The organism is Chryseobacterium oryctis, from assembly GCF_025971925.1.
Lineage (GTDB): Bacteria > Bacteroidota > Bacteroidia > Flavobacteriales > Weeksellaceae > Chryseobacterium > Chryseobacterium oryctis.
On the sequence record NZ_JAPDHV010000002.1, the window covers coordinates 182003 to 207106 of the forward strand.

Annotated in this window: 23 protein-coding genes; 13 read left to right on the top strand and 10 right to left on the bottom strand. The window is 32.9% G+C overall.

Annotation, left to right across the window (positions count from 1 at the left end; genetic code table 11):
* Nucleotides 1–361 precede the first annotated feature (361 nt).
* The 7 genes from OH806_RS04540 to OH806_RS04570 all read left to right on the top strand — a co-directional run bounded on the left by OH806_RS04540 (nucleotide 362) and on the right by OH806_RS04570 (nucleotide 5385).
* A complete protein-coding gene (locus tag OH806_RS04540) occupies nucleotides 362–1261 on the top strand; it encodes a hypothetical protein (RefSeq protein ID WP_264742484.1) in 900 nt (299 codons plus the stop codon).
* Nucleotides 1251–1403, top strand: coding sequence for a hypothetical protein (locus tag OH806_RS04545; RefSeq protein WP_264742485.1), 153 nt, complete (start codon nucleotides 1251–1253; stop codon nucleotides 1401–1403). Before OH806_RS04540 ends, OH806_RS04545 begins: the two co-directional genes overlap by 11 nt.
* A complete protein-coding gene (locus OH806_RS04550; RefSeq protein WP_264742486.1) occupies nucleotides 1390–2352 on the top strand; it encodes a DUF2931 family protein in 963 nt (320 codons plus the stop codon). Before OH806_RS04545 ends, OH806_RS04550 begins: the two co-directional genes overlap by 14 nt.
* Nucleotides 2353–2426: 74 nt before the next feature.
* Nucleotides 2427–3161, top strand: coding sequence for a hypothetical protein (locus tag OH806_RS04555; protein ID WP_264742487.1), 735 nt, complete (start codon nucleotides 2427–2429; stop codon nucleotides 3159–3161).
* 203 nt (nucleotides 3162–3364) lie between these two features.
* On the top strand, nucleotides 3365–4285 hold the full coding sequence (locus tag OH806_RS04560; RefSeq protein WP_264742488.1) for a helix-turn-helix transcriptional regulator: 921 nt from the start codon (nucleotides 3365–3367) through the stop codon (nucleotides 4283–4285).
* Between the two features lie 249 nt (nucleotides 4286–4534).
* Nucleotides 4535–4954 carry an energy transducer TonB gene (locus tag OH806_RS04565; protein ID WP_264742489.1) on the top strand — a complete coding sequence of 140 codons (420 nt, stop codon included), beginning with the start codon at nucleotides 4535–4537 and terminating at the stop codon, nucleotides 4952–4954.
* Nucleotides 4954–5385 (top strand): nucleoside deaminase, encoded by a 432-nt coding sequence (locus OH806_RS04570; RefSeq protein WP_264742490.1) that lies wholly within the window; start codon nucleotides 4954–4956, stop codon nucleotides 5383–5385. Before OH806_RS04565 ends, OH806_RS04570 begins: the two co-directional genes overlap by 1 nt.
* A gap of 81 nt (nucleotides 5386–5466) precedes the next feature.
* Here the strand turns inward: OH806_RS04570 and OH806_RS04575 are convergent, their stop codons facing one another.
* The 4 genes from OH806_RS04575 to OH806_RS04590 all read right to left on the bottom strand — a co-directional run bounded on the left by OH806_RS04575 (nucleotide 5467) and on the right by OH806_RS04590 (nucleotide 10818).
* On the bottom strand, nucleotides 5467–6228 hold the full coding sequence (locus tag OH806_RS04575; protein WP_264742491.1) for a type III pantothenate kinase: 762 nt from the start codon (nucleotides 6226–6228) through the stop codon (nucleotides 5467–5469).
* 164 nt (nucleotides 6229–6392) lie between these two features.
* Nucleotides 6393–8231 (bottom strand): M1 family metallopeptidase, encoded by a 1839-nt coding sequence (locus OH806_RS04580; RefSeq protein ID WP_264742492.1) that lies wholly within the window; start codon nucleotides 8229–8231, stop codon nucleotides 6393–6395.
* Between the two features lie 201 nt (nucleotides 8232–8432).
* Complete coding sequence (locus OH806_RS04585) at nucleotides 8433–8900, bottom strand: DinB family protein (protein ID WP_264742493.1); 468 nt, start codon at nucleotides 8898–8900, stop codon at nucleotides 8433–8435.
* 220 nt (nucleotides 8901–9120) lie between these two features.
* Nucleotides 9121–10818 (bottom strand): DUF6909 family protein, encoded by a 1698-nt coding sequence (locus OH806_RS04590; protein WP_264742494.1) that lies wholly within the window; start codon nucleotides 10816–10818, stop codon nucleotides 9121–9123.
* A gap of 296 nt (nucleotides 10819–11114) precedes the next feature.
* Between OH806_RS04590 and OH806_RS04595 the strand changes: the two genes are divergently transcribed.
* Both OH806_RS04595 and OH806_RS04600 read left to right on the top strand, forming a co-directional pair.
* A complete protein-coding gene (locus OH806_RS04595; protein ID WP_264742495.1) occupies nucleotides 11115–13310 on the top strand; it encodes a glutamine synthetase III family protein in 2196 nt (731 codons plus the stop codon).
* Nucleotides 13311–13650: 340 nt separating this feature from the next.
* On the top strand, nucleotides 13651–14364 hold the full coding sequence (locus OH806_RS04600; RefSeq protein ID WP_264742496.1) for a C40 family peptidase: 714 nt from the start codon (nucleotides 13651–13653) through the stop codon (nucleotides 14362–14364).
* Nucleotides 14365–14435: 71 nt separating this feature from the next.
* On the opposite strand, the gene OH806_RS04605 is transcribed toward OH806_RS04600, so the two are convergent.
* The 6 genes from OH806_RS04605 to OH806_RS04630 are packed head-to-tail and all read right to left on the bottom strand — an operon-like array spanning nucleotide 14436 to nucleotide 20694.
* Nucleotides 14436–15017, bottom strand: coding sequence for a pentapeptide repeat-containing protein (locus OH806_RS04605; RefSeq protein ID WP_264742497.1), 582 nt, complete (start codon nucleotides 15015–15017; stop codon nucleotides 14436–14438).
* A gap of 5 nt (nucleotides 15018–15022) precedes the next feature.
* Nucleotides 15023–16252, bottom strand: a complete 1230-nt coding sequence (gene rodA, locus OH806_RS04610) for a rod shape-determining protein RodA (protein ID WP_264742498.1) — start codon at nucleotides 16250–16252, stop codon at nucleotides 15023–15025.
* Nucleotides 16249–18291: a peptidoglycan D,D-transpeptidase FtsI family protein gene (locus OH806_RS04615; RefSeq protein WP_264742499.1), complete on the bottom strand. Its 2043-nt coding sequence runs from the start codon at nucleotides 18289–18291 to the stop codon at nucleotides 16249–16251. The genes rodA and OH806_RS04615 overlap by 4 nt, the downstream gene beginning before the upstream one ends.
* Nucleotides 18288–18794 carry a rod shape-determining protein MreD gene (locus OH806_RS04620; protein ID WP_264742500.1) on the bottom strand — a complete coding sequence of 169 codons (507 nt, stop codon included), beginning with the start codon at nucleotides 18792–18794 and terminating at the stop codon, nucleotides 18288–18290. Before OH806_RS04620 ends, OH806_RS04615 begins: the two co-directional genes overlap by 4 nt.
* The gene (mreC, locus tag OH806_RS04625) at nucleotides 18787–19641 is read right to left on the bottom strand and encodes a rod shape-determining protein MreC (protein WP_264742501.1); all 855 of its coding nucleotides are present in this window, start codon (nucleotides 19639–19641) and stop codon (nucleotides 18787–18789) included. Before mreC ends, OH806_RS04620 begins: the two co-directional genes overlap by 8 nt.
* Nucleotides 19642–19668: 27 nt before the next feature.
* Nucleotides 19669–20694 (bottom strand): rod shape-determining protein, encoded by a 1026-nt coding sequence (locus OH806_RS04630; RefSeq protein WP_264742502.1) that lies wholly within the window; start codon nucleotides 20692–20694, stop codon nucleotides 19669–19671.
* Nucleotides 20695–21071: 377 nt separating this feature from the next.
* Between OH806_RS04630 and hemA the strand changes: the two genes are divergently transcribed.
* The 4 genes from hemA to hemE are packed head-to-tail and all read left to right on the top strand — an operon-like array spanning nucleotide 21072 to nucleotide 25029.
* The gene (gene hemA, locus OH806_RS04635) at nucleotides 21072–22346 is read left to right on the top strand and encodes a glutamyl-tRNA reductase (RefSeq protein WP_264742503.1); all 1275 of its coding nucleotides are present in this window, start codon (nucleotides 21072–21074) and stop codon (nucleotides 22344–22346) included.
* The gene (hemC, locus tag OH806_RS04640; RefSeq protein WP_264742504.1) at nucleotides 22333–23241 is read left to right on the top strand and encodes a hydroxymethylbilane synthase; all 909 of its coding nucleotides are present in this window, start codon (nucleotides 22333–22335) and stop codon (nucleotides 23239–23241) included. Before hemA ends, hemC begins: the two co-directional genes overlap by 14 nt.
* Nucleotides 23242–23274: 33 nt before the next feature.
* Complete coding sequence (locus tag OH806_RS04645) at nucleotides 23275–23946, top strand: uroporphyrinogen-III synthase (protein WP_264742505.1); 672 nt, start codon at nucleotides 23275–23277, stop codon at nucleotides 23944–23946.
* A gap of 51 nt (nucleotides 23947–23997) precedes the next feature.
* Nucleotides 23998–25029: a uroporphyrinogen decarboxylase gene (hemE, locus tag OH806_RS04650; RefSeq protein WP_264742506.1), complete on the top strand. Its 1032-nt coding sequence runs from the start codon at nucleotides 23998–24000 to the stop codon at nucleotides 25027–25029.
* Nucleotides 25030–25104: the final 75 nt, after the last annotated feature.

The following is a 25104-nucleotide window of genomic DNA, read 5'->3' on the forward strand; positions in this document are numbered from 1 at the left end:
CAACCTACAGAAAAAGAAATAAAAGATATCGAATATGCTTATGCACAAAATGTAGAATATTTTATCTGATTATTAGGAGAGCTTATAAAAATCACTTGATTTTTTCATTCTATTCTAATTTCTTTAAGACGCAGGACACAGATATTAAAAGCTACTCTACCTCCACTCCGCAAAGTATCCACTTTACGAATTTTCATTTAAGATTTTCACATGTAACAATAAGACAGTAAATAATTACATTTACTCAAAGTCATAGACTTTGCGAAGCGGGGATTTTCACTATAAACTACTTTATCAATGGCAAAAAATGGTAGAAAAACCTGTTGATTATGACTATATTAGTCCAATAAAATTATAAACAATGAAACATACTATTCTCTTATTTATATTTTTAATAAATTTCTTGGGTGCACAAAAATTTCCAACAAAATTTGAAGAAAATGGTAAATTTGGACTGAAAGATCAAACTAATATATTATTACCCCCCATTTATGATCGGATAGCTATCAATATTTTGATTATAACTCACAAGGCTGATGACACAACTATTTATGATCGGAAACTTTCTATCCTCTATAAAGATCAAGAAATTTTAACTTATATGTACTCCGAAAATCCAGATATTTTACAAATTATTTTAAAGAACGGAACTTTGATTACTTATACACAGGATGGATTAATAAGCAATACTTCTCAATTATCCCCTCAAAAAGAATCAGATAAACCATATAAGAAAGACAAAAACAATGGTTATCAAATCTATACAATTAAAAAAAATGAAATCTGGGAAAAATCATTTAATATTTTTGTGGATCCAGAGGATGAACTTTTAAATATTAAATATCCTGCTTATGGCAAAGATCCAAAGTTCTTAAATAATAAAAAGATTTTGGAAATTGAATATACTTTGAAAAGAAAAAGTACATCTAATGAAAAAATTATAGAGTATGGAGATAGTGAAGAGAGGTTGTTTTCTCCATTAAAGGTATCATATATTATTTCAAAACTAAAAAATAAATATGGTGTTTGGGACTTTAAAGAACAAAAAGAAATTATTCCATTTTATTATAAAAAGATTATTCCTTATCAAAATTATTTATACCTAGAAAAAGATGGATTATCTACCTTATATCCTAATATAGGCATTGAACCAAAATATAAAAAATTAGAACCCTATACCGGAGCTTTCGCCAGGTTTGAAACTCCGAACGGCAAAAAGGGGTGGGTAGATCGAAAAGGGAGAGAATATTTTGATAATTAATTCACCTTTAATTGAACCTTTAGACAATTACAATGCCGTTTATGCCAATGTTCCTTTATTTACTGATGAAAACGAATTTAAAGACCCTCCGTATAAAAGGGATTCATACAGCCCGGATTTGGCTTTATATGATAAGTCTTAGTGTTTTATTATTCTCGTGTCAAAAGACAAAATATCCATGGCAGCCAGGTATTTCTGCTCCTAAGTATTATCCTATTGCTGATGTGTTTGTAGATTTTAAAAATGGAAGAAATGGTTCTAGAATTACATTTGATAATGGTTGGGGAAACTCATATGGAAGTGTTGTTTCAGGAAATAGATATAAAGATATTCCAAATGAAGTTTTTATTCACTATAATAGTGCGGTAGAAAATTTTGTATATAAAGGAACAGTTAATATTCCAAAAGAAAAAGTGCTTAGATTATTTAATCAATATGATATTGAAAAAAATAATTCTGCAGACTTAATTGTAGGAATGGCACCTGGTGGGTGGATTCGTGTTTGGTTTCATACAATTGATAGAAAAACGGATAAAATTGTTAACGTAGAAATTACAAAAGTAAAGTTAAGAGGAAATTATGATGATAGCACGGATAATAGGTATAAAATTAAAAATTTAGAAAATTGGGGGAAATATTATATTTACTGGCAACATTTTGGAATTCCTTATGAAGCATGGGCTGAAAATGAGAAAGAATATGATCTTGTTTTTGATTTCAAAAAACCCAATAATAGAAGAGTGAGTTTTGGCTATGTTTCATTAGATGGAACTTTTTATCAGCGTACTATTGAAAGAGGTCATCAAAAATTACCTTCTGAAATAGAAATGTGCTGGCTTGATGATAAAAACAATGACTATTGTTGCAAAATACTCATGCCTAAAAATTTTAAAAAATATATTGAGCAAAAGAACCTAAAGCAGGTTAATCTTCGATTAGAGATAGAAAAAGACCATGAACATGCTACATTATATTTGGTAAATGACAATAAGAAAGAAAAAATTGTACGATTCAAGAGTAGCCAACCTACAGAAAAAGAAATAAAAGATATCGAATATGCTTATGCACAAAATGTAGAATATTTTATCTGATTATTAGGAGAGCTTATAAAAATCACTTGATTTTTTCATTCTATTCTAATTTTTTATTTTTTTTAAGTTGTAGGATGCAGATATCAAAAGCTACTCTATCCCCACTCCTCCAGATGGCACACCTTGCCACAAGGTTGAACTTCCAGACCCTGATAATCCTGGTAAGAAAAAAACTCGTACCTATGAAGTTGAGCTTAATGAATACGGCGGTATCAAAAAGGTATTTCCCACTAAAATCTAAAGATTGGAGTTTATTTATTATTCTATTTTCTGTACTTTCTTCATGCCAGAAAGAAAAAGTTTCAGAAACACCTAACCAACTGAAAATTAATGAAATTTTCACAGAACAAACTTATGGTGATAATGCAAGAGTATATACGAATGACAGTTTATTTTGTATATATATCGATGATAATAATTTTAAAATTTGGAAAAATGGACTTTTACTCAAGAATAACAAAGCTATACCTCCTTTAATTAAAGGAAATGAATCAAAAAAAATGTTTAAAACCTTTAAGTTTCAGTCAGAATTAATGAATTTGGACTTTAAAAAGTATTCTAACAAAACAATCAACTGGGATACAAAAGATTATCAAATCATGAAAAAAGATAAAGATTATTTTTTATCTAAACAAGGATATGGTGAAATAAAATTGCCTATCCGTCATTATGAATCTACAGATTGGATTACTTTTAATAGTATGGATATTAATAATGACAAAGTACCTGAACTTTTTATATTCAACGAATCATATAATGATAGAGAGGATCAGCAATATGGAAAGATGATCGTTTATGAAATTAAATAATGACCCCACTCCGCAAAGTGGATACTTTGCGGATTTTCATTTAAAATTTTCACATTTAACAATAAGACAGTAAATAATTACATTTACTCAAAGTCATAGACTTTGCGATGCGGAAATAAAAGGAAGAATAATCTCCACAAAAAATAAAACACGACACCTTTTGTCGCATTAAGCCCATATATTTGTTGTAGAAATTTATCCGAATGAAAAAAGATTTTTACCTGACAAGATATGCCTTAATTATAAAAAGATTAGAAAGTTCTCCGGCTACTTATTCACAGCTGGAGGACTATCTTCTCAACTCATTCGAATTTCAGGATGCAGATATCAAAAGCTACTCTATCCGTACTTTGCAAAGAGATATTCGCGAAATTTCCGATCTTTTTAACCTTTCCATTCACAATAAAAAGAAAGGAGATAATCGTTATTATATCGAAAGTCGCCCAATCATGGAAGTGGATGAATACAACCAAAAGCTTCTCGAATCTTTTCAGGTAAGCAATGCCATGAATACTCATCCGGATTTTGCTGATTTCATCTTTTTTGAAAGCAGAAAACCAACGGGTGTAGAAAACTTTTATGACCTATTTTTTGCAATTCGTAATAAAAGAATCGTTTCGTTTGAGCATTACAATTACAAAAACAAACTGATGACTTCACGAAAAGTGCATCCTTTAGCTTTGAAAGAATCTAAAGACAGATGGTATCTTATTGCTATCGATACAAAAGATAAAGTCTTAAAATCATTCGGATTAGACAGAATAAATTATCTTGATGTAAGCAATAAAAAATTTAGAGAAAAATATAACTATAACTTTAGAGAACATTTCAAAAATGCTTTTGGGGTAATGAACTTAACAGAGCAAAATCCTCAAAAAATTGTTTTAAAATGCAGTAAGCATCAGGGTGAGTATATTAAAAGCTTTCCTCTTCATCAATCTCAGAATGTAACCAAAGAAACGCAGGAAAACACCTACTTCGAGTTCTTTTTACACCCAACTTATGATTTTATGCAGGAAATTTTATCTTATGGTAAAGAAGTTCAGGTTTTAGAACCTAAAACTTTAGTTGACGAAATCCGAAATCATTTACAGGAATCTTTAGACAGATACATTGAAGAATAAACCAACTACAGTTTTTTTGATTACATTTACATAAATATATCAAAAGTGAAGTCTATATTTATATGTGTATTCAGCTTCGTATCTTCTTTTTGTTTTTCGCAGCAGGTTGAGGAGTTTAAGATGGTAAAAAATTTTTACAATCAACACAGAAGTATGCTCAATATTGAATTTAAGAAAAAGTTTGACTCCGAGCCGAATACATTCAACAAAGCCCTAATAAAACAAGACTTCAACCTATTTATGAAAAAAATGGACAGCGTTGAAAATGTTGCATTAATAGGAGCATTATTAAAAGTAAAAAACCTTGAAGATTTAGGAAGACTTCAAAATAATAGTATAAAACCAGAAAAGACAGCCAGCCCCTCTCCTATTATTGATAAAGAAGCTGTTTTCCCTGGTGGAATTAATGCTCTAAGGCAAGAAATAGCCCATATTTTTTATACAGAAGGCGTTTATACCGAAACAAAAACTATTAAAGCCAATGTTGCTTTTATAGTCGAAAAAGATGGAAGTATCAGCAACGTGAAAGCTCAGGGAGACAATTTCACCTTCAATAGACAAGCTGAAATTGCACTCTATTCTATCCCGGAAAAGTTTTCTCCCGCTATTATTAATGGTGATCCTGCAAGATTTCGGTTTCAACTTCCTTTAACAATGAATTTAGATTGATGTTTACTGACGAATATTACATGAAAATGGCTTTACAGGAAGCCGAAATTGCCCTAGAAAAAGATGAGGTTCCTATCGGATGCGTTATTGTCTCCAACAACAGGGTAATTGCAAGAGCACACAATCTTACAGAAGCTCTAAATGATGTTACAGCTCATGCAGAAATGCAGGCAATTACGTCTGCTGCTAATTTTTTAGGTGGAAAATATTTAAAAAACTGCACCATGTACGTCACATTAGAACCTTGTGTGATGTGTTCGGGAGCACTTTCCTGGTCTCAGATTACAAAAGTTGTGATTGGTGCAAGAGATGAACAAAGAGGCTTTATTAACAAGCAGCTTAGCCTTCACCCAAAAACGGAAATTGTCATCGGAATTATGGAAAACGAATGTTCTGCTATTGTGAAAGAGTTTTTCAAATCAAAACGTTAAAATTTATTTTATATAAATTCAATATAAAACCCTCTTATTGTTACAATGAGAGGTTTTTTGTTATTTTATTTATCAAAATTCTTATTCTAAATTTTTACCAAGGAAATACAATCCTTTCAAAGTATGGAGCCTATCCATCACATGAATTTTTTCTGTTAATGGTTTATAAATATGGGAAACCCCTCCTGTTGCAACCACAAAACAATCATCATTTACCTCATCATTAATTCTGTCTATAAAACCTTCAACCATTCCTAAAAATCCGTACACCATCCCACTTTGCATACAAGTTACAGTATCCAATCCTAAAACAGATTTTGGCTTTTTCAATTCAATTTCAGGAAGCTGTGCTGTATGACTAATCAACGAATTTAGGGCAGTAACGATTCCCGGCGCAATAATCACTCCTAAAGTTTCTCCATCTTCTGCAACACAACTTGCTGTAAGAGCTGTTCCGAAATCCAGAATGATTTTTTTTCTGTTCGGATACAAATTATGAGCAGCAACCAAGTTGGCATAAATATCAGTTCCCATCTGTTTAGATTTTGCCAGAACACCGGAATGAGTAGCTCTATCTACAATAACAGGATGAATATCGTGAATTTTTTTGATGGCCGAGCTCATCACTTTAGTAAGCTGAGGTACAACAGAACCGATGATAACTTTGCTAATTTGTGAAGGTTCAATTTTATAGGTCTGATACAGCATCAGCATTTGAACATACAATTCGTCTGCCGTTCTGTAAGGTTTTGTATTGATTACCCATGAAATATCACAATTATCTCCATTAAAAAGCCCAAATCTGATATTACTGTTTCCTATGTTTATGACGATGGAATTCATTTATTTTCTTTTCAAAAAAGATTCCAATAAACATCATTGAAACCCCAGATTAATTTTTCAGACTCTAAAATTAACACTTTTCATAAAAACAGCCTTTCAATATCTTACAAAAAAAGGGGCAAAAAATAAATTTCTGCACCCCAATATTTTTTCTTGCTGAGAAATTACTTCACCTCCACAAAATTATCCTCCAAATTCACATCAGCTAATCTGTAGCTGAAGTCAATCCCTAAAACAGATAACTGAGATTTTGTATAAGGAATTGTTAACGTATATTCTTTTTGAGTCCAAGGCCAATAAGGCATCGTTTTCAACTCCCCGTAAATATCTTTTTCTTTCCAGGTATGTGTCATATTCAACGGAATTTGGTAAGTGATGATTTTTTTATCCGTAGTCATTACTCCAAAATCAATTGGCATAGGAACTTGCCCGTTATTTATCAAAGTAATTGTTGTGGATGTTGCATCATATTTCACATCTTTAATTCCATAATCGATGGTTTTTGTGGTATTAATCCAATAATTGTGGAACCATTTCAAATCCATTCCCGAAACTTTTTGAGCAATGTGAAGAAAATCTCTTCCTGAAGGATGCTTCATTTTCCATTGATCGTAAAATTGTTTCAGTGTTTCTTTAAGATTCTGCTCTCCCATGATATATCCCAACTGCACCAAATACAATTCTCCTTTTACATAAGTAGAATAAGTATAAGAAGTTCCGTTATCGTGGTGATCACCTAACCAAACTGCGGGTTCTTCGATACCTTTTTTAACGAAATTTCTATATGCATTTACAGTATTGGCAAACGGATTCGGAAGTTCTTCAGGAAATAAATGGTACATTACAAATCCTTCTGCATAGCTTGTAAAACCTTCATCAATCCAAGGATACATAGATTCATTTGATGCCAATATTTGCTGATACCAAGAGTGCGCTCCTTCATGAACCATTAATCCCATTAGACCTTTAATATCTTTTGCTTCACCTAAAATCATAGTACACATTCCGTATTCCATTCCTCCATCTCCTCCCTGAATGAAAGCGTATGTCGGATAAACATATTTTCCGAAATTAGAATTCATCAACTGGAAATATTTCGTGACATACGGTTGAGCTTCTTCCCAAACCTTAGTTTTAGCATTGGGTTGATATACAAAGAAAACTTTCGGTCCTTCCGGAACATCAAAACTTTTTACAGTATAATCTCGATCTGCACTCCAGGCAAAATCTAAGATATTTTTTGCAGTCCATCTCCATGTTGATTTTTTGTTTTTATCTGCTTTTATTTTTGCATTAGCATCATATCCTTTCACTTCAGCCGGATTTTCAAGAACTCCTCCTGCTCCGATTACATAATCTTTGTTGATTTTAATGGTAACATCAAAATCTGAAAACGGTGCATGAAACTCTCTTCCAACATAATCGAAAGTTGCCCAGCCATCATAATCATACTCCGCAATTTTCGGATACCATTGCGTCATCGTCATATCAACTCCTTCCTTGTTATTTCTCCCACTTCTTCTGATTTGCTGAGGTATTACAGCATCCCATTCCATAGTGAAAGTGGTAGTTGAATTGGGTTTGATAGGTTCTGCCAAATACACCTTCATAATTGTTTCCTGAATCTCAAACTTTACGTCTTTTCCGTTTTGCTTAAGCCAGTGAATATTTTGAGCTCCTTCCTCATTCTTCGGAATAGAAGCCAATCTTGAAATTCCATCTTTTTGCAATCTTCCATCTCCATTTTTACCCTGACTTGCCACTCTTTGATCCATCATAGAATTAGGCTTGAAAGCATTCCAATATAAATGGAAATAAACCACGTTTAATTCATCCGGAGAATTATTGGTGTATTCTAAAGTCTGATTTCCCTGATAAGTAAATTTTTCAGCATTAACATCAATATCCATTTTATATTTTGCAGCCTGCTGATAATAAGCTCCTTGCTGAGCCTGAAATTGAGAAATGATAAACGCAAATAGAATTGCAAACGATTTTTTCATTTAAAAAAATATTTTTTTTATAAAGGTATGTAATTTAAACAAAAGTCTCAAATAAGGATATCTTGTTGAGGTTTTATTCTGTTTATATAGTGTTAGATTAAATTTATCCTAATTGTTAAAATATTTCCCACAGATTTCACAAATCCCGCAGATTATTTCAAAATAATGTCCTGTGAAATCTGTGAGAATATAAAGATATAGTTAATCAGTCAATAACTTTTTAATCAAAGTAATCTGTCCTAAATGATAATAAGCATGTTCAATCATTCCATCAATATTTCTTAGATATGTTCCGTATTTTTCATCAACAAAAACTTCATTCATTTTAGAATCAGGCATTTGTTCCAATAAAGCTGCAAATTTTTCAGAATCACTCCATAGTTTATTTAAAAGTTCTTCCCATTGTTCCTGAGACTCAATTGGAGGAAGGTCAAAACTATATTTATCTCTGATTTCCAAATTTCCTCCTTCAAAAACATTTACCAATCCCGCAATATAATAATCGATATGAAAAGTAAGCATGGCAATAGTATTCAAAGAACCTACTTTTTTTGTTGCCTGTTCCCAGGTAACATCTGATAACTGAGCTTTAAAATTGGTATTGGCAATCCATAATCCATCAAGCATAACTTCTCTGAATCTTTTGGATAATTGTAAAGTTGAACTCATTGTTTATAATTTTTCTAAAGATAATTATTTTTTGTTCTTCCTAATTCTACGGATTAGATAGATTTATTTCCCCGCGGATGACACAGATTTACGCAGACGATTCCCCTAATTTTAACATTTAATATATATCCGTGAAAACCTCTGTCATCTGCGGGAGATAAAAAATCCTTCAAGATTTTGAAAACCTTGAAGGATTAAAATATTAATTGAAATAATCAAATTATTTTTTAGCAGAAATCTCTTTCTTTCCACTCTGTAGAATCTTTTCTAAAATTCTCAAAGTAATAAGATAGGTCGGTTTCACTCCTGTAAGACCCAAACCTCCTGAAGAAAGCGTACTTCCCGTTTCTAAAGGATTATCTGATGCGTAATAAGCATACATTACAAATAAATCCGGAGCAATATGGTTTCTGATTTTAGAAGCTACCTGAATTGCTTTCTGATAATGCGCTCCTTCCATTTCCAGACCGATAGCCTTCCAAGAAGTATTCATGAAATAAGATAAAATATCTCTGTTTTGAAGTGAAGTTCCAAGAACCGTAATCATCGCGCCTTCAAAAGCCTTTAATTCATTATCTTTAAAATCATCCAATTTCAACGCATTTTCAAAAGGATAATTATCCGCTGTTCCTTCAAAAATATGAGACGTAGGAATCATAATATCTCCTTTTCCTCCAGCTAAAATTCCGGCTTTACCCATTACAGAAACAGATTTAACCTTCATATTATAGACCTCTCCTTTATGTTCGAATGGTCTTAAAAGCTCATCCATTACTTCATAGGCCTGTTCACCGAAAGCATAATCAAAGACCATAATAACATCATCTCCACCAAACTTGATATCCTGAAATGGCGTATTTTTCAAATCTGTTTTGCTTAAATCAATGATTTGTACATCAATATTACTTCCGCTCTTGTCATCAATATAAAGCATTCCGTCTTCCAAAGCATATTTCAAAACCTTATCACGAAGCTCTTTCTTGTTCGAAATATCTTCATATAATTTATAATCTACGTCTTTAGTTTGCTTTTTATTAAGAGCAGCATTAGCATACAGCATATTTTTCACCGAATGCATATTTGCAGAAATAATGTGTAACGGACGTGTATGAAGATCATTTTCAAATAAAACTTCTTTTACCTTATTCGCCCATTTTTCACCAAAATAGTGATGCCCTACCCTTTCTTTTAATATTGCACTGAAATGAATTTCTCTTTCCCTTGTTTGTTTTGCATCTTCCAAACTTACTTTTCCTAAGTTATAGATGATTTTAAATAAACGATCAGGGTTGTTATCATCTCCAAAAGTATTGTAAGCCGTTAATGTTTCATCAAAAGTTCTTCCTATTAAAGATGATAAATGAATAAGAGCAACCTCTTTTTCTTTTCTACTAAATTTCTTTTCACCTTTTACTACTTCCTCAATAATTTTAAAAGCTCGAGTCGGTTTCCAGCCTTCATCCTGAATGAAGGCCAGATTTCTGATTTTGTCAGCTTCTATAAATAAGAAAGTAAGGTGTGTAAGAATATCGTAAATCTCAGATCTACCCAAAAGAACTTCAATATTCATTTGGTGTTCATCGATTCTATAGCAGTTTCTTCTTCTCTTTTTAGGAACAATTGGTTCGAAACTTCCTTTATCAAAACCCTCATCAGATGTAAGATGAATAAAAGCACATTCTTCAATCCCTTCCGGAAGTCTGTCTAAAACATACATTAAACCGTCTAATTCCAATTTATTTGGAATATTCATACTTCCGTAAATCTCCGGATTGATAGTCTTTAACAAACTTCTGATACTCTCCCCCGAAACACCAGCAGGTTTAAAAAAACCTCTGTAAAAGAGGTGTCTCATAGAAATATACAATCTTTCAATTGCTTCCGTCGTTTCTCTTGCTCTAGTTCTAGAATTTGTCATAAAATAAATTTCACACAAATATACAAAATCTCCACTCAACTTATTTTAACTATCTTTTAATAAGTTGTTTAAGACCTACTTTATATACAATATACAATATACATTATGTACAAATATTTTCTCATCAAAAAACTTCAACATCACATTTTACAGATAAAATCCCAAAACACCCCTTCCCAAAACACAGTAGACAGCTAAATTTAAAAATAAAAACCAAACACCCCTGAAAATTTTAGGGTAAAAATATTTTATTTTTGTTTTTTTTGTAAATTTGCCTCATAAAAATCGACCTTATTATGTCAACTTTAAGATTCAAAGCGTTAGAAACTTTACCTTTTAAGGACTTTAGAAGAGATAACTCTGTAGAAGTTCCTGTAAAATTATCAGAATTATTCTGTCAAAATGTTTTCTCAGAAGAAACAATGAGAGAATATTTAACAAAAGAAGCATTCCAATCTATTATGGATGCCGTAAGAAAAGGAACTAAAATCCAAAGACATATTGCTGACCAAGTAGCCGTAGCTATGAAAGACTGGGCAATGAGCAAGGGTGTAACTCACTACACTCACTGGTTTCAGCCATTGACAGGTACGACTGCCGAAAAGCACGATTCTTTCTTTACACCAATTGAAGGTGGTAGAGCAATTGAAAGATTCAGTGGAAACTTATTGATTCAACAAGAACCAGACGCTTCTTCTTTCCCGAATGGAGGAATCAGAAACACTTTTGAGGCAAGAGGTTATACGGCTTGGGATCCTACTTCTCCCGCTTTCATCATGGGAACTACATTGTGTATTCCTTCTATTTTCATCTCTTACACAGGGGAAACCTTAGATTATAAAGCACCGCTTTTAAGAGCATTGAACGCTGTAGATGAAGCTGCAACAAGCGTAATGCAATATTTTGACAAAAACGTTACAAAAGTAACTCCTACTTTAGGTTGGGAACAAGAATATTTTTTAGTTGACTCTGCATTATATCAATCTCGTCCTGACTTAGTTTTAACAGGTAAAACTTTACTTGGGCACTCTCCAGCAAAAGGACAGCAATTGGATGACCATTATTTTGGTTCAATTCCTACAAGAGTAATGAACTTCATGAAAGAGTTGGAAATTGAATGTATGAAACTGGGTATTCCTGTAACAACAAGACATAATGAGGTGGCTCCAAACCAATTTGAGCTTGCTCCAATGTTTGAGGAAGTAAACGTTGCCGTAGACCACAACTCTTTATTGATGGATGTAATGGCAAGAATTGCTCACAGACATCACTTCCACATTTTATTTCACGAAAAACCTTTCGCAGGAGTAAACGGAAGCGGAAAGCACAACAACTGGTCTTTAGCAACTGACACAGGAGAAAACCTATTAAGCCCAGGAAAAAACCCTAAGAAAAACTTACAATTCCTAACTTTCTTTGTTAACACAATTAAAGCGGTACATGAATATGCAGATTTATTAAGAGCAAGTATTGCTTCAGCAAGCAATGACCATAGATTGGGCGCCAATGAAGCTCCACCTGCAATTATTTCTGTATTTATCGGAAGTCAATTGTTCAGAGTTTTAGAAGAACTAGAAAAAGTGACTGAAGGAAAACTTTCACCAGACGAAAAAACAGATCTTAAACTAAATGTTGTTGGAAAAATCCCTGAAATCTTGTTGGATAATACTGACAGAAACAGAACTTCTCCATTTGCATTTACAGGAAATAAATTCGAAATCAGAGCGGTAGGTTCTTCTGCAAACTGCGCAGAATCTATGACTGTAATGAATACAATTGCGGCAAAACAGTTGAATGATTTCAAAAAAGAAGTTGACGCTTTAATTGAAACTGGTCTTAAAAAAGACGAAGCAATCTTCAATGTTTTAAGAGAGTACATCAAACAATGTAAAAATATCATGTTTGAAGGTGACGGATATTCGGACGATTGGGCTAAAGAAGCCAAAAAGAGAGGACTAAACAACCTAAAAACTACTCCAGAAGCCCTTAAACAGGAAATGAACAAAAAATTCGTAGACCTTTATGAAGAAGTAGGAATTTTCACTCACAGAGAGGTTGAGGCCAGAAACGAAATCAAATTAGAGAAATACTCTACTGTAATTGATATTGAAGCAAGAGTTTTAGGAGATATCGCTAGAAATCATATTATTCCATCTGCTTTAAATTACCAAAACAGATTAATTGAAAACGTAAAAGGTCTTAAAGAAATTTTCGGAGACAAAGAATTCAAATCTTTAGCAAAAGAACAAATGAGCTTAATTGCAAGCATCTCTGAAAACGTTTCTAAAATTAAATTAGGAGTTGAAGACCTTATCAGCGCAAGAGAAAAAGCAAAATCTATAGCTGACAGCCAAAAACAAGCAGAAGAATACTGTAACAAAGTAAAACCTTTATTTGATGTCATCAGAGAAGCATCTGATGCACTTGAAATGATGGTTGATGATGAACTTTGGCCAATGACAAAATACAGAGAAATGTTATTTACAAAATAATTCCTGTACAATCTATATTAGTTAAGCTCCCCGGTTTTTTCCAGGGAGTTTTTGCTTTTAATTAATGACCGTGAAAATTAGAGTTTTAAAAGACAAAAGCTCATCAATAAAGGGAATCTGGATTATTTTGTTAAAAAATCTTAATAAAAAAAACCGCAAGCTCACCAAAAATAGGCGGTTGCGGTTTGTTTTTTTTTAACATACTTAAATAATATGTTAAAATGTGTTAAATAAAGAGTTCAGCAATTATATATAGCCTAGGTCTTTTACTTGGAATACATATTTTTGTAATGCTTTTGAAAATAAATATTCCTTTTTAACACGGATAAATCAAATATATATGAAGAAAAGAGTTTTGTTTTATTTAGTTGCTTTAGTTACTACAGTTTCAATGCAATCGTGTGCTACTAATTATGTAGTTTCAAAACCAGCAACTTACACAAAAGAATACAAAACAGATGCCAAACTAGCTTCTCTTGACACAAAGAAAGCAGAGCTTGATAGACAAAAACTAATTGATTCTTTCCTTGCTGAAAAAGCGGCTTCTATTGCAAATGCAAAAAACGCTATTAAAAAATCAGAGATTGCAAAGTCAATCAGATATAATAAAACAATCGATAATATTTTAACTGAAGCAGAAACTTATCTTGGAACTCCTTATAGATACGGAGGAACAACAAGAAACGGTATTGACTGCTCAGCATTTGTACTTTCAGTTTTCGGTGCAGCAGCTGGTCTTAGTTTACCAAGAGTAGCAGCCGCTCAATCTCAGGAAGGAGAAAGAATTGAAAAAGGAGATTTACAGAAAGGAGATTTAGTATTCTTTTCTCAAGGCAGAAGAATTTCTCACGTTGGTATCGTAGAAAGCGTAACTGAAGAAGGTGAAGTTAAATTTATCCACGCTGCCACTTCTAAAGGTGTAATGGTTTCTTCACTAAACGATTCTTATTGGGGACCTAAATACAGATTCGGGAAAAGAATTATTAACGAAAACGGAGAAGCTTACAACAATTTAGCATCTACAACTCCATCATCAAACGGAACAAGTTTTTAATTTTAAATAATTGATTTAAATAAAGAAGCCATCAAATAATTTGATGGCATTTTTATTTTTAATAGTAACATTTAGCTATTTTTATCTATTTCAATATCTAGTTTATATAAGAGTCCATAGATTTCAGAAAGTGAAAATTTAGCCTTTTTAAGCTTATTTGAAGAAGAATCTATTGAATAGTTTACGGAAGTTCTAAAATCTGCTTTTTCAAGATTTGTACCGTCGAAAACAGCTCCTGACAAATCACAACCACTAAATATGGCATTAGATAAATCGCATTCAGCAAAATCAACTTCAATCAGTTTTGAGTTTTTAAATATGGTTTTCTTGATTGATGTCTGGTAAAAACTAGAGTTATTTAAAGCACATCCGTCAAACTTAAATGACAATCCGAACTCATTACAATCATTAAACTGAAGCCCGAGCATTTTACATTCTTTGAAATTAACATCATGAAAAGCTGTACCAACAAGTTGAGCCATACTTAAATTACACCCTATAAATTCACAATCGTTAAAATTAAAGCCAGATAAATCTTTGTATTCAAAATTACAGTTTCGAAAAATGCAGTTTTCGTATTCACCTTTTTCTAAGACGCCCTTCGAAAAATCAATGTTTTCAAAATTCTGTTCCAGAATATATACGCGTTTCATACTACTTAAACCAAACTATTTTTATCTGAATAATTAAGTTTAAAGAAAATAAAAGTCATAATAGAAAAGGCAAGCAAAGAACTTCCTCCATAACTAAAATAAGGCAAAGGAATACCTACCGTTGGAAAAAGCCCCATAACCATTCCTAAATTAATCGAAAAGTGCATCAACAGTATGGAAGCAAAGCAATACCCAAAAACACGATTAAATGTAGATTTCTGCTTTTCTGCGAGATAATAAATCCTTCCAATATAAATCATATAGCACAATATAAGTACCGCGCTTCCTACAAATCCCCATTCTTCACCTACTGTACAGAAAATATAGTCAGTTTCCTGCTCAGGAACGAATTTTCCTTGTGTAACTGAGCCTTCACGATAACCTTTTCCTAAAAGCCCTCCTGAACCAATCGCTGTCTTTGAGTACAATAGATTATAACCAGAAGTATCTCTAAATGCTTTTTCTCCCTTATAGAGAACTTCTATTCTTTCTCTCTGATGCTTTGGCAATTTTTCCAAAACAAAAGGAGAACCAAAAGCCAAACCACATAATATTAAAATCGAACCTGCTATACTTGAAATAGATATAATATTCCAAGACATTCTATAATAGTTCATGGCAATCCAGCCTCCCGCAATTACCAATATTGTAAGAACAACATACAATGGCGGAATAGCCAAAGAGACAAGAAAAACTCCTGCAAAGACAAATCCTATTCCAAATAGCCATCCACTTAAGCCTTCTCTATATAACGCAATAAAAAAAGCAATAAATACCAGCATTGAGCCTACATCGGGAATAGCCAATACAACAACAGCAGGAATACCTATAATCCCGAGAGCTGTTAAAAGGGATTTTCTGTTACTTAAATTAAAATCCGGACCAGAAACATAGTTCGAAAGCATTAAAGCAGTGCCAATTTTTGCAAATTCTACAGGTTGCATGGTAAAGCTCCCGAATTTATACCAGTTTTTCTGGCCAAGTATTTCTTTACCAAAAGGAAATAAACCAACTAGAAGTAAAACACCCCCGATGTAAATTATCCCGGACATATTTTCAAAAAACTTACTTCTTCCAACAAAAATCACAAGCCCAACTACCAATGATATACAGAAAAAAAGCAATTGCTTTTCTCCTAATTTTTGGTCAACACTATAGATATTTGCAATCGCAAAAATGCAAAGCAAGAAATACAAGCCTAGACCCAATTTATCTATTCCTTCTGTCCATTTCATTGCTTGACCGGTTTTGTGTTTTTATTATTTTTTGTTTCGTCGTTAATCTTTTTTTGCAATTTAGCTTTTTGCTGCTTGATAAAATTTAAACTATCCTGAATTCTTTTTAGTTTAATAGAGTCCGGCTTAGGGTCTACATACAAACCTTTTCGTTTTAAATCAGCAATCCATTGTCTTTTATATTCAGGCATGAAACTTGAGCTTATCATTTTTTTGTAAAGATGTTCTCTTTTCAAATCTCCTGTAATATATTTTTCTGCAATTAACGTACAAGCAGGACCTGCCCAAGTTGCTCCAAAACCGGCATGTTCCATTACTGCAGCAACCACAATTTTTGGTTTATCCGCAGGAGCTATCAATACAAAGATTGAATTATCTTTCCCTTGCGGAACTTGTGCTGTTCCCGTTTTAGCCAATTGTGTAAAATCATTAGATTTCAAACCTCTTGCTGTACCACGTAAAACCACAGCTTCCATTCCTTTAAGCACGGGTTCAAAATGCTTAGGATCAACAAGTGTTTTATGCTTCTTTTTAAATCTTGGATCCGGATTAGGTTTTCCGTCAATTGATTTAACAATATGCGGAGTATAATACCAACCTCTATTTGCAATTGCAGCAACAAAATTCGCCATCTGTAATGGTGTAAGAAGAACATCTCCTTGACCCATTCCATTATAAATAGCCCCTGTTGACATCTCATCCCAATTTTTAAAATCCGTCCTTTGGGAGCCACTCGCTTTCATGATGGCCTTGAACCTTTTTTCATAAAAATCTCCAGAAGGAATTCTCCCCTTCGCACCTACAGCAAAATCATTATTTAAGAATTCTCCTACTCCAAAACTGCTCATTATTTTTTTCCACTCATCAACACCTTTCGACGGATTTCCTGGATATTTTTTGATAATTGCAATAAATGCATACGTGAAAAAACAATTACTGGAAACCTGAATTGAAGGAATTAGCGGATCGGCTCCTCCGTGACCTTTAATTCTTTTACCTTTATAAAAAAAACCACCACCGCATGGGAAAATTGTTTTCTCATCCATAACTCCCATTTGCATTGCCGCTAAAGCCGTTAACAATTTAAAGGTAGAACCTGGAGGATAAGCCGCTTGTAAAGAACGATCAAAAGTAGGCTTATTCTCATATATCGTATCTTTTGATAAAGCGTACAAATTTTTGGATTTATTAGGTCCGGTGAAAAGATTAGGATCAATATCCGGTCCGGTTGCTGAAACTAATACTTCCCCATTATTGGGATCTAAAGCTACAATAGCTCCATGTTTATTTACCAACATTTCTTCAGCCATTCTCTGAAGATCATAATCAATAGTAAGAGTGATATCTTTTCCTGTAACCACATCTTTATCTAAAGTTCCGTTTTTATAAGAACCTATACTTCTAAGTTTGATATCTTTCTGAATATATTTAACTCCTTTAATACCCCTCAATTCCTTTTCATAGGATTTTTCAACTCCTGTTTTTCCAATAAAATCTCCTGGTAAATAATATGCAGAATCTTTCTTAATCTCTCTTTCGTTTACTTCACTTGTATATCCTAAAAGGTTACCCGAGGTTGAAACTTCATATTGTCGCTGAGGTCGCGAAACAATACTAAAAGCAGGGTATTTAAAAATAATTTCCTGAACTCTCGCAATATCTTCTCTGCTGAGATCTTTGATGAAAGTCATCGGAGTCAGCTTTGAGTAATATTTTTCCTTTTTAATGGTATTAATCCTATTAATAAAATCCGACTTGCTGATTTTCATTAAATTACAAAAACCAATAGTATCAAAATCAGGTTTCATCAGAGCCTGAACGAAAGAAATTTCATAAGCAGGTTGATTCCCTACCATGATTTTCCCATTTCTATCAAAAATTACCCCTCGTTGAGGAATAATGTATTCGGTTTTAATAGAAGTATTGGCAGCATTAAGGGCATACCTGTCTGTAAACAACTGCAAATAGGCAAGTCTCGCCACAAAAATAAGTGCGATTACAACGAGAACAGAGAAGATTTTTAAATAACGTGTGTTCAAACTTTTTGTTTGATTTTAAATATTAATGCATAAATAACTATAAATATAAAAGAAATTATACTTGTTACCAACACATTAAGTAATATTTCGAAGAAACGGCTAAACTTAAAAAATTCAATATACTGAACGAATAATTGATGTAAGAAGATACTTGAAAACAAGAACAATAAAAACTGCGTCCATTGTAAAGACTGAAAAGAAAAGAAGTCTGTTGAAGTATCTGTAGAAGTTCTGAAAATCAATGTTCTGAAATAAGCAACCAAAGTTGTCGCAAATGCATTAATTCCCCAAGAATATAGAAAAGCATCAATTGACAAACCAATCAAGAAGCTTAGTGCTAAGAATTGAAATTTATTTCGAAAAAAAGGATAAAACATTACAAAAACAGGATATAATACCGGGGTATACTTACCAAAAACTGTAATCCTGTTGAGTACAAAAATCTGTAACGCAACAAGAAAAATCATGATTAAAATATCCGTAAATAAAGTCCTGCTAATCATTTTCCTTTTTTATTACAGCTTGCATTGTATCTTGAATCTTCTGAACTTCTGCTTTTTTCAGATTCTTAACTACAAAAACCTTATTTAAAGCACCCATTTTTTCACTTAATTCTACCGAAATATCCCAGAATCCTGTTTTATTATCAACCGAATATCCTGCAATTGTTCCTATCATTACTCCTTTAGGGAAAATAGCCGATTTACCATCGGTTACAATTGTATCTCCCACTCGTAAAGCAACATATTTAGGAATATCTGCCAAATGCATTACTCTGGAATTATCTCCATTCCAAGTTAAAGTCCCGAAATATCCTGAATTTTTTAAAGCTGCATTAATTCTGATTTTATTAACACTTAAAACCGATTGAACCAATGCGTAACTATCTGTAGAATTAATAACAATTCCCGCAATGCCTTTAGGAGCCATTACTCCCATTTGCGGAAAAACTCCATCACGTCTTCCTCTATTAATTGTAAAATAGTTGTTTTTTCTATTGATACTATTAAAAACAATTTCTCCGTCTACAAATGTGTAAATCTGTCCTCCTCCTATAGTATCATGAACTTTCCTGAACTGAGGATTTTGCGCACCTTGTTTACCATATAGCTCTGTCATTAAAGCTTTATTTTGCGCAACAAGGTCTTCGTTTATCTGCTTGAGTTTAAGATAAGAAATCCCTTCATCAATACCTCCCGAAACCCACGAATTCAAAGCCGCCGTTTGACCCGCAATCCATGATTTCTGCATAGAATTTTTAGAGAATATCAAAACCAGAGCAATAATTTGCAGGAATATAAAGAAGACAAAAAATGCGTTCTTCGAAAATAATCTCAGCAAAAATCCCATTCAGATATAGTGTCGTAAAAGTTAAAATTATTTAATTAAGAAATTGAATTTATCCATATTCTTAAGCGCAATCCCCGTTCCTCGAACAACAGCTCTCAACGGATCTTCCGCAACAAAAACAGGCAATCCGGTTTTCTTGTGTAATCTATCTGCAAGACCTCTCAACAAAGCACCACCTCCCGCAAGATAAATACCTGTTTTATAAATATCCGCAGCCAATTCCGGAGGAGTAAGAGAAAGCGTTTCCATTACAGCATCTTCGATTCTGATAATAGATTTATCCAACGCTCTTGCAATCTCTTTGTAACCAACCATGATTTCTTTTGGCTTACCCGTAATAAGGTCTCTACCCTGTACCGGAATATCTTCAATATCAACATCTAAGTCTTCAACAGCAGAACCTACTTCAATTTTAATTCTTTCAGCAGTTCTTTCCCCAATATAAAGATTGTGGTGAGTTCTTAAGTAATAAGCAATATCATTTGTAAATACATCTCCTGCAATTTTCACTGACTTATCACATACAATACCTCCTAAAGCAACAACAGCAATCTCTGTTGTACCACCGCCTATATCGATAATCATATTACCTTCAGGTTTTTGAACGTCGATTCCAACCCCTATAGCTGCAGCCATCGGTTCATAAATCAATCGTACTTCTTTTGCGTTTACTTTCTGTGCCGAGTCTCTTACCGCTCTTTTTTCAACTTCAGTAATTCCAGAAGGGATACAAATAACAATTCTCAATGCCGGTTGAATAAATTTACCTTTAATTCCAGGAATTTTTTTGATAAATTCTTTAATCATATGCTCAGAAGCATGGAAATCTGCAATAACCCCATCTTTCAAAGGACGAATTGTTTTGATATCCTCGTGAGTTTTACCTTGCATATGTTTCGCCTGTTCCCCAACAGCAATTGGCCTACCCGTAGATCGTTCAATTGCAACAATTGAAGGCTGATCTATAACAATTTTATTATTATGAATGATAAGAGTGTTGGCAGTACCAAGGTCTATCGCAATTTCTTGCGTAAACATATCAAATAAACCCATATTTTTCTTCTGATTTTTTAAAGATTTACAAAGATATAAATTTAAGACAACCAAAGAAATTCCATGAGCATTTAATTTGGTTAAAATTTTATTAAAATTTCTAAGAGTTTATTAACTTTCACTTTAGATATTTACAGACTTCAACTTAAGCTATTTTAAACATTGTAGTAATGACACACAATAGCGAGAATATTAGATTGCAAATTCTATAGTATTTCTCAAAAATCATTTATAATAATTGAATTGAAAAAAAAAATTAAAAACTCTTAATATCAAATCCCATCTATTTAGAACAAACCCAAATAGTTTTTCACGATAATTATCATATATATTATCAGAAAATCATTAAGTAAAAAAAGCGTAAATTTGCACCACTTATGTTACAGCATTCCAACATACATAAAACGTCGAATTTTGCAGTACTTTCCATAAGCTACGAAAAAGCAGATGGAGAAACTCGCGGGAAATTTGCATTTTTTGATGAAAACATCAAAAATTTTGTTTCCAGAATTCATAATGAGGATTTGGGAGATGCTTTTGTTGTTTCTACCTGTAACAGAACCGAAATCTATACCACTTCACCCAATTATCTTCTGGTAGCAGAAGAATACTGTAAAACTATCGGGGTAAGCATTACCGATTTTCTTCAGTTTGCTAATATTCACACCAAAGAAGAAGCCTTAACCCATTTATTCAGAGTTGCAGCAGGTTTGGAAAGTCAAATAATTGGTGATTTTGAGATTATTGGACAAATTAAAAAAGCCTATACTCGTTTTAAAAAAGAAAGACAAAACTCTAATCCTTATTTGGAAAGAGCAATTAATTCTGCTATTCAGATTTCAAAAAGAATAAAAAACGAAACAGGAATATCAAACGGAGCCGCATCGGTTTCTTATGCTGCGGTTCATTATATTTTAAACACTCAAAAAAGAATTAACGAAAAAAACATCCTTCTTTTAGGAGTCGGAGAAATAGGGCAAAACACCGTTGAAAACCTTGTAAAACATGTTTATCAACCCAAAATAAAAGTAGCCAACAGAACTCAGGAAAAAGCGGAAAAAATTTCCAGCAAGTATAACATTCCTAGTGTTGATTATAATAATTTTGATAAAGAGCTAAAAAATACCGACATTCTGATTGTTGCAACAGGAGCAAAGCACCCTATTGTAAACCAATCTCATTTTCCGAACGGAAAAGAAACTTTAGTGATTGACCTTTCCATTCCGCATAACGTAGAAAAAGATGTTACTGATAATGAAAATGTGACATTAGTAGATGTTGATGATCTTTCAAAACAAATTCAGGAAACGATTCAACAGCGAGAAAAGGAAGTTCCGAAAGCAGAAAAAATTATCAAGGAAATGACAAAAGAGTTCCTTGAGTGGGAAAAAAAGAGAAAGTTAGTGCCAAATATCCATCATTTCAAAGCTGTTTTAAAAAACATGGAACGCAATGAAATGCATAATTTTTACAAAAAGAATAAATATATAAACATAGAAGATATGGCACTTTCTGATAAAATGATTCAGAAAATTACCAATCGATTCGCAAAATACATTATAGATAATCCTCTAAAAGCCGAAGAAATTAGTAAATTAATGCACGAAATATTAGTTGAACAACCAAACAACGAATTCAATGAAAAGCATTAGAATCGGAACCAGAAATTCTGCACTTGCACTATGGCAAGCCAGAGAAGTTGCAAGACATTTGCAAAACAACAACTATAAAACTGAGATTACCCCAATTGTTTCTTCGGGTGATAAAAACCTTAATCAGCCTCTTTATTCTCTTGGGATAACCGGTGTTTTCACAAGAGACCTTGATGTTGCATTATTGAATGATGAAATTGACATTGCTGTACATTCTTTAAAAGACGTACCTACTCAATTACCTGAAAACATAGAGCTTATCGCATACCTTGAAAGAGATTTTCCTCAAGATGTTTTAATTAGAAAAGAAGCATCAAGAAATAAAGAATTTCATGAATTAAAACTGGCTACAAGCAGTTTGAGAAGGAGAGCTTTTTGGCTAAGAAACTATCCTAATGCTGAGTTCTCAGATATTCGTGGAAATATACAAACCCGTCTTCAAAAATTAGAAGAACAGGATTTTGACGCTACAATTTTATCTTTAGCAGGAATTAAGAGAATGAAAATGAATCTTGATTACGAAATGCTTCCTTTAATGATTTCGGCTCCATCACAAGGCGTTGTAACCGTTGCCGGGCATTCCGACAAAAAGGAAATTAATGATATTGTAAGAAAAATCAACCATAAAGCGACACAAACCTGTGTTGAAATTGAAAGAAACTTTCTAAGCACTTTAGAAGGTGGCTGTACAGCTCCTATTGGTGCTTTTGCTCAAATTTTCGATGACCAAATAAGGTTTAAGGCTGCTCTTTGCTCATTAGATGGCAAAAACTGCATTTCAATTGATGAAAGCTTCGTTTATAATGAAACAGAAAATTTTGGGGAAAAATATGCGAACATCGTTCTTGAAAACGGAGGAAAAGAAATGATGGTTGAAATCAAAAATAATTTATAGAAATCACTACTACCTTAATTAGGTTTCAGTAATATGAATATCTTATTTACCAAAAATATAGAACCAGATGTTTTATCCAAAGATTTAGGAGAGAATATTTGGGCTGATTCTGTTGAGGTAATTAAAACCACTCCCATAAAAATCGCTCCTTTTGATTTGAAAAACAGCTCCCTGATTTTCACAAGCGTGAATGGCGTGAATGCTTTTTTTCAAAATCATTTTAAACCCAACGAAGATTTCACTGCCAAAAACTACAATAAAATCTATTGTGTAGGTGAAAAAACCAAGAAAGAATTAAGAAAATATGGCTTTGGTACTTTTAAAGTACTTAAAAATGCAGAAACTCTTTCAAGGTTTATTACATGTAGTTGCCAGTATGAAAAATTTCTTCATTTTTGTGGAAATTTAGCACTATCTATTTTAGACAATGAACTTCCTCTGCAAAATATCAGATATAAAAAAATAGTTATTTACAACACAGAGGAACTCAATCCTGTTATTAGCAAAAAATATGACGCTGCTGTATTTTTTAGTCCAAGTGGAGTGCGTAGTTTCTTAAAAAACAATTCATTAACGAATATGAAAGTTTTTTCGATAGGAGAAACAACTTCTAATGAATTGAGAAAATATACTAAAGAAAAAATTTATACTTCAGAAGGAAACACTTTAGCTTCCATCTTAAAATTAATAAAAAGTAAGATTTGAAAACCCTACAATACATTTTTTTGTATATAAAGGTAAAACTATCAGATAATTATGATTAAAAACGACTTATACTTAAAGGCACTTCGAGGAGAAACTGTGGAAAGACCTCCGGTTTGGATGATGAGACAAGCAGGAAGATATTTACCTGAATTTATTGCTCTTCGTGACAAGTACGATTTTTTCACTCGTTGTCAGACTCCTGAATTAGCTGCTGAAATTACAGTACAGCCTATCCGTAGACTTCCTTTGGATGCTGCTATTTTATTTTCTGATATTTTGGTAGTTCCTCAAGCAATGGGAATTGACTTTAAAATGAAAGAATCTGTAGGACCTTGGTTAGACAATCCAATCAGAACAACAGAACAGGTAAACAATATTGAAGTACCTGACGTAAATGATACTTTAGGTTATGTTTTTGATGCTATTGAGTTGACACTTCAAAAATTAGATAATGAAATTCCTTTGATTGGCTTTGCAGGTTCTCCTTGGACAATTCTTTGCTATTGCGTAGAAGGAAAAGGAAGCAAGGCTTTTGATATTGCAAAATCTTTCTGTTTCCAACAACCGGAAGCCGCACATTTGCTTCTTCAAAAAATAACAGATACAACAATTGCTTATTTGAAGAGAAAAGTAGAAAAAGGAGTTTCCACCGTTCAGGTTTTTGATTCTTGGGGAGGAATGCTTTCTCCAACTGATTATCAGGAATTTTCTTGGCAATATATCAACCAAATTGTAGAAGCTTTAAGTCCGCTTACACATGTTGTTGTTTTCGGAAAAGGATGCTGGTTTGCTTTGGAAGAGATGACGATGTCTAAAGCTTCAGCTCTGGGTGTAGACTGGACTATTACTCCTGAATTTGCAAGAACTCTAACCAATCATACGATGACCTTGCAAGGAAATTTCGACCCGGCAAGACTGCATTCAACACCTGAAACTATCAAAAAAATGGTTAATGAAATGATTAACCGCTTTGGAAAAGACAGATATATCGCCAATCTAGGTCATGGAATTTTACCAAATATTCCTTTGGAAAATGCAGAAGCATTCATTAGAGCTGTTGTAGATTGGAAACCTAATATTTAAATTCTCATCGGTTTTGGAGACAATACAGATTTCCATTTGTGAAAAATATAAATCCCTTTCAATAATTGTTGAAAG

Excerpts from the sequence above, each read along its gene's own strand:
- OH806_RS04540 (WP_264742484.1), top strand. The coding sequence starts at position 362 with ATGAAACATACTATTCTCTTATTTATATTTTTAATAAATTTCTTGGGT.
- OH806_RS04550 (WP_264742486.1), top strand. The coding sequence starts at position 1,390 with ATGATAAGTCTTAGTGTTTTATTATTCTCGTGTCAAAAGACAAAATAT.
- OH806_RS04555 (WP_264742487.1), top strand. The coding sequence starts at position 2,427 with ATGCAGATATCAAAAGCTACTCTATCCCCACTCCTCCAGATGGCACAC.
- OH806_RS04560 (WP_264742488.1), top strand. The coding sequence starts at position 3,365 with ATGAAAAAAGATTTTTACCTGACAAGATATGCCTTAATTATAAAAAGA.
- OH806_RS04565 (WP_264742489.1), top strand. The coding sequence starts at position 4,535 with ATGGACAGCGTTGAAAATGTTGCATTAATAGGAGCATTATTAAAAGTA.
- OH806_RS04570 (WP_264742490.1), top strand. The coding sequence starts at position 4,954 with ATGTTTACTGACGAATATTACATGAAAATGGCTTTACAGGAAGCCGAA.
- OH806_RS04575 (WP_264742491.1), bottom strand. The coding sequence starts at position 6,228 with ATGAATTCCATCGTCATAAACATAGGAAACAGTAATATCAGATTTGGG.
- OH806_RS04580 (WP_264742492.1), bottom strand. The coding sequence starts at position 8,231 with ATGAAAAAATCGTTTGCAATTCTATTTGCGTTTATCATTTCTCAATTT.
- OH806_RS04585 (WP_264742493.1), bottom strand. The coding sequence starts at position 8,900 with ATGAGTTCAACTTTACAATTATCCAAAAGATTCAGAGAAGTTATGCTT.
- OH806_RS04590 (WP_264742494.1), bottom strand. The coding sequence starts at position 10,818 with ATGACAAATTCTAGAACTAGAGCAAGAGAAACGACGGAAGCAATTGAA.
- OH806_RS04595 (WP_264742495.1), top strand. The coding sequence starts at position 11,115 with ATGTCAACTTTAAGATTCAAAGCGTTAGAAACTTTACCTTTTAAGGAC.
- OH806_RS04600 (WP_264742496.1), top strand. The coding sequence starts at position 13,651 with ATGAAGAAAAGAGTTTTGTTTTATTTAGTTGCTTTAGTTACTACAGTT.
- OH806_RS04605 (WP_264742497.1), bottom strand. The coding sequence starts at position 15,017 with ATGAAACGCGTATATATTCTGGAACAGAATTTTGAAAACATTGATTTT.
- rodA (WP_264742498.1), bottom strand. The coding sequence starts at position 16,252 with ATGAAATGGACAGAAGGAATAGATAAATTGGGTCTAGGCTTGTATTTC.
- OH806_RS04620 (WP_264742500.1), bottom strand. The coding sequence starts at position 18,794 with ATGATTAGCAGGACTTTATTTACGGATATTTTAATCATGATTTTTCTT.
- mreC (WP_264742501.1), bottom strand. The coding sequence starts at position 19,641 with ATGGGATTTTTGCTGAGATTATTTTCGAAGAACGCATTTTTTGTCTTC.
- OH806_RS04630 (WP_264742502.1), bottom strand. The coding sequence starts at position 20,694 with ATGGGTTTATTTGATATGTTTACGCAAGAAATTGCGATAGACCTTGGT.
- hemA (WP_264742503.1), top strand. The coding sequence starts at position 21,072 with ATGTTACAGCATTCCAACATACATAAAACGTCGAATTTTGCAGTACTT.
- hemC (WP_264742504.1), top strand. The coding sequence starts at position 22,333 with ATGAAAAGCATTAGAATCGGAACCAGAAATTCTGCACTTGCACTATGG.
- OH806_RS04645 (WP_264742505.1), top strand. The coding sequence starts at position 23,275 with ATGAATATCTTATTTACCAAAAATATAGAACCAGATGTTTTATCCAAA.
- hemE (WP_264742506.1), top strand. The coding sequence starts at position 23,998 with ATGATTAAAAACGACTTATACTTAAAGGCACTTCGAGGAGAAACTGTG.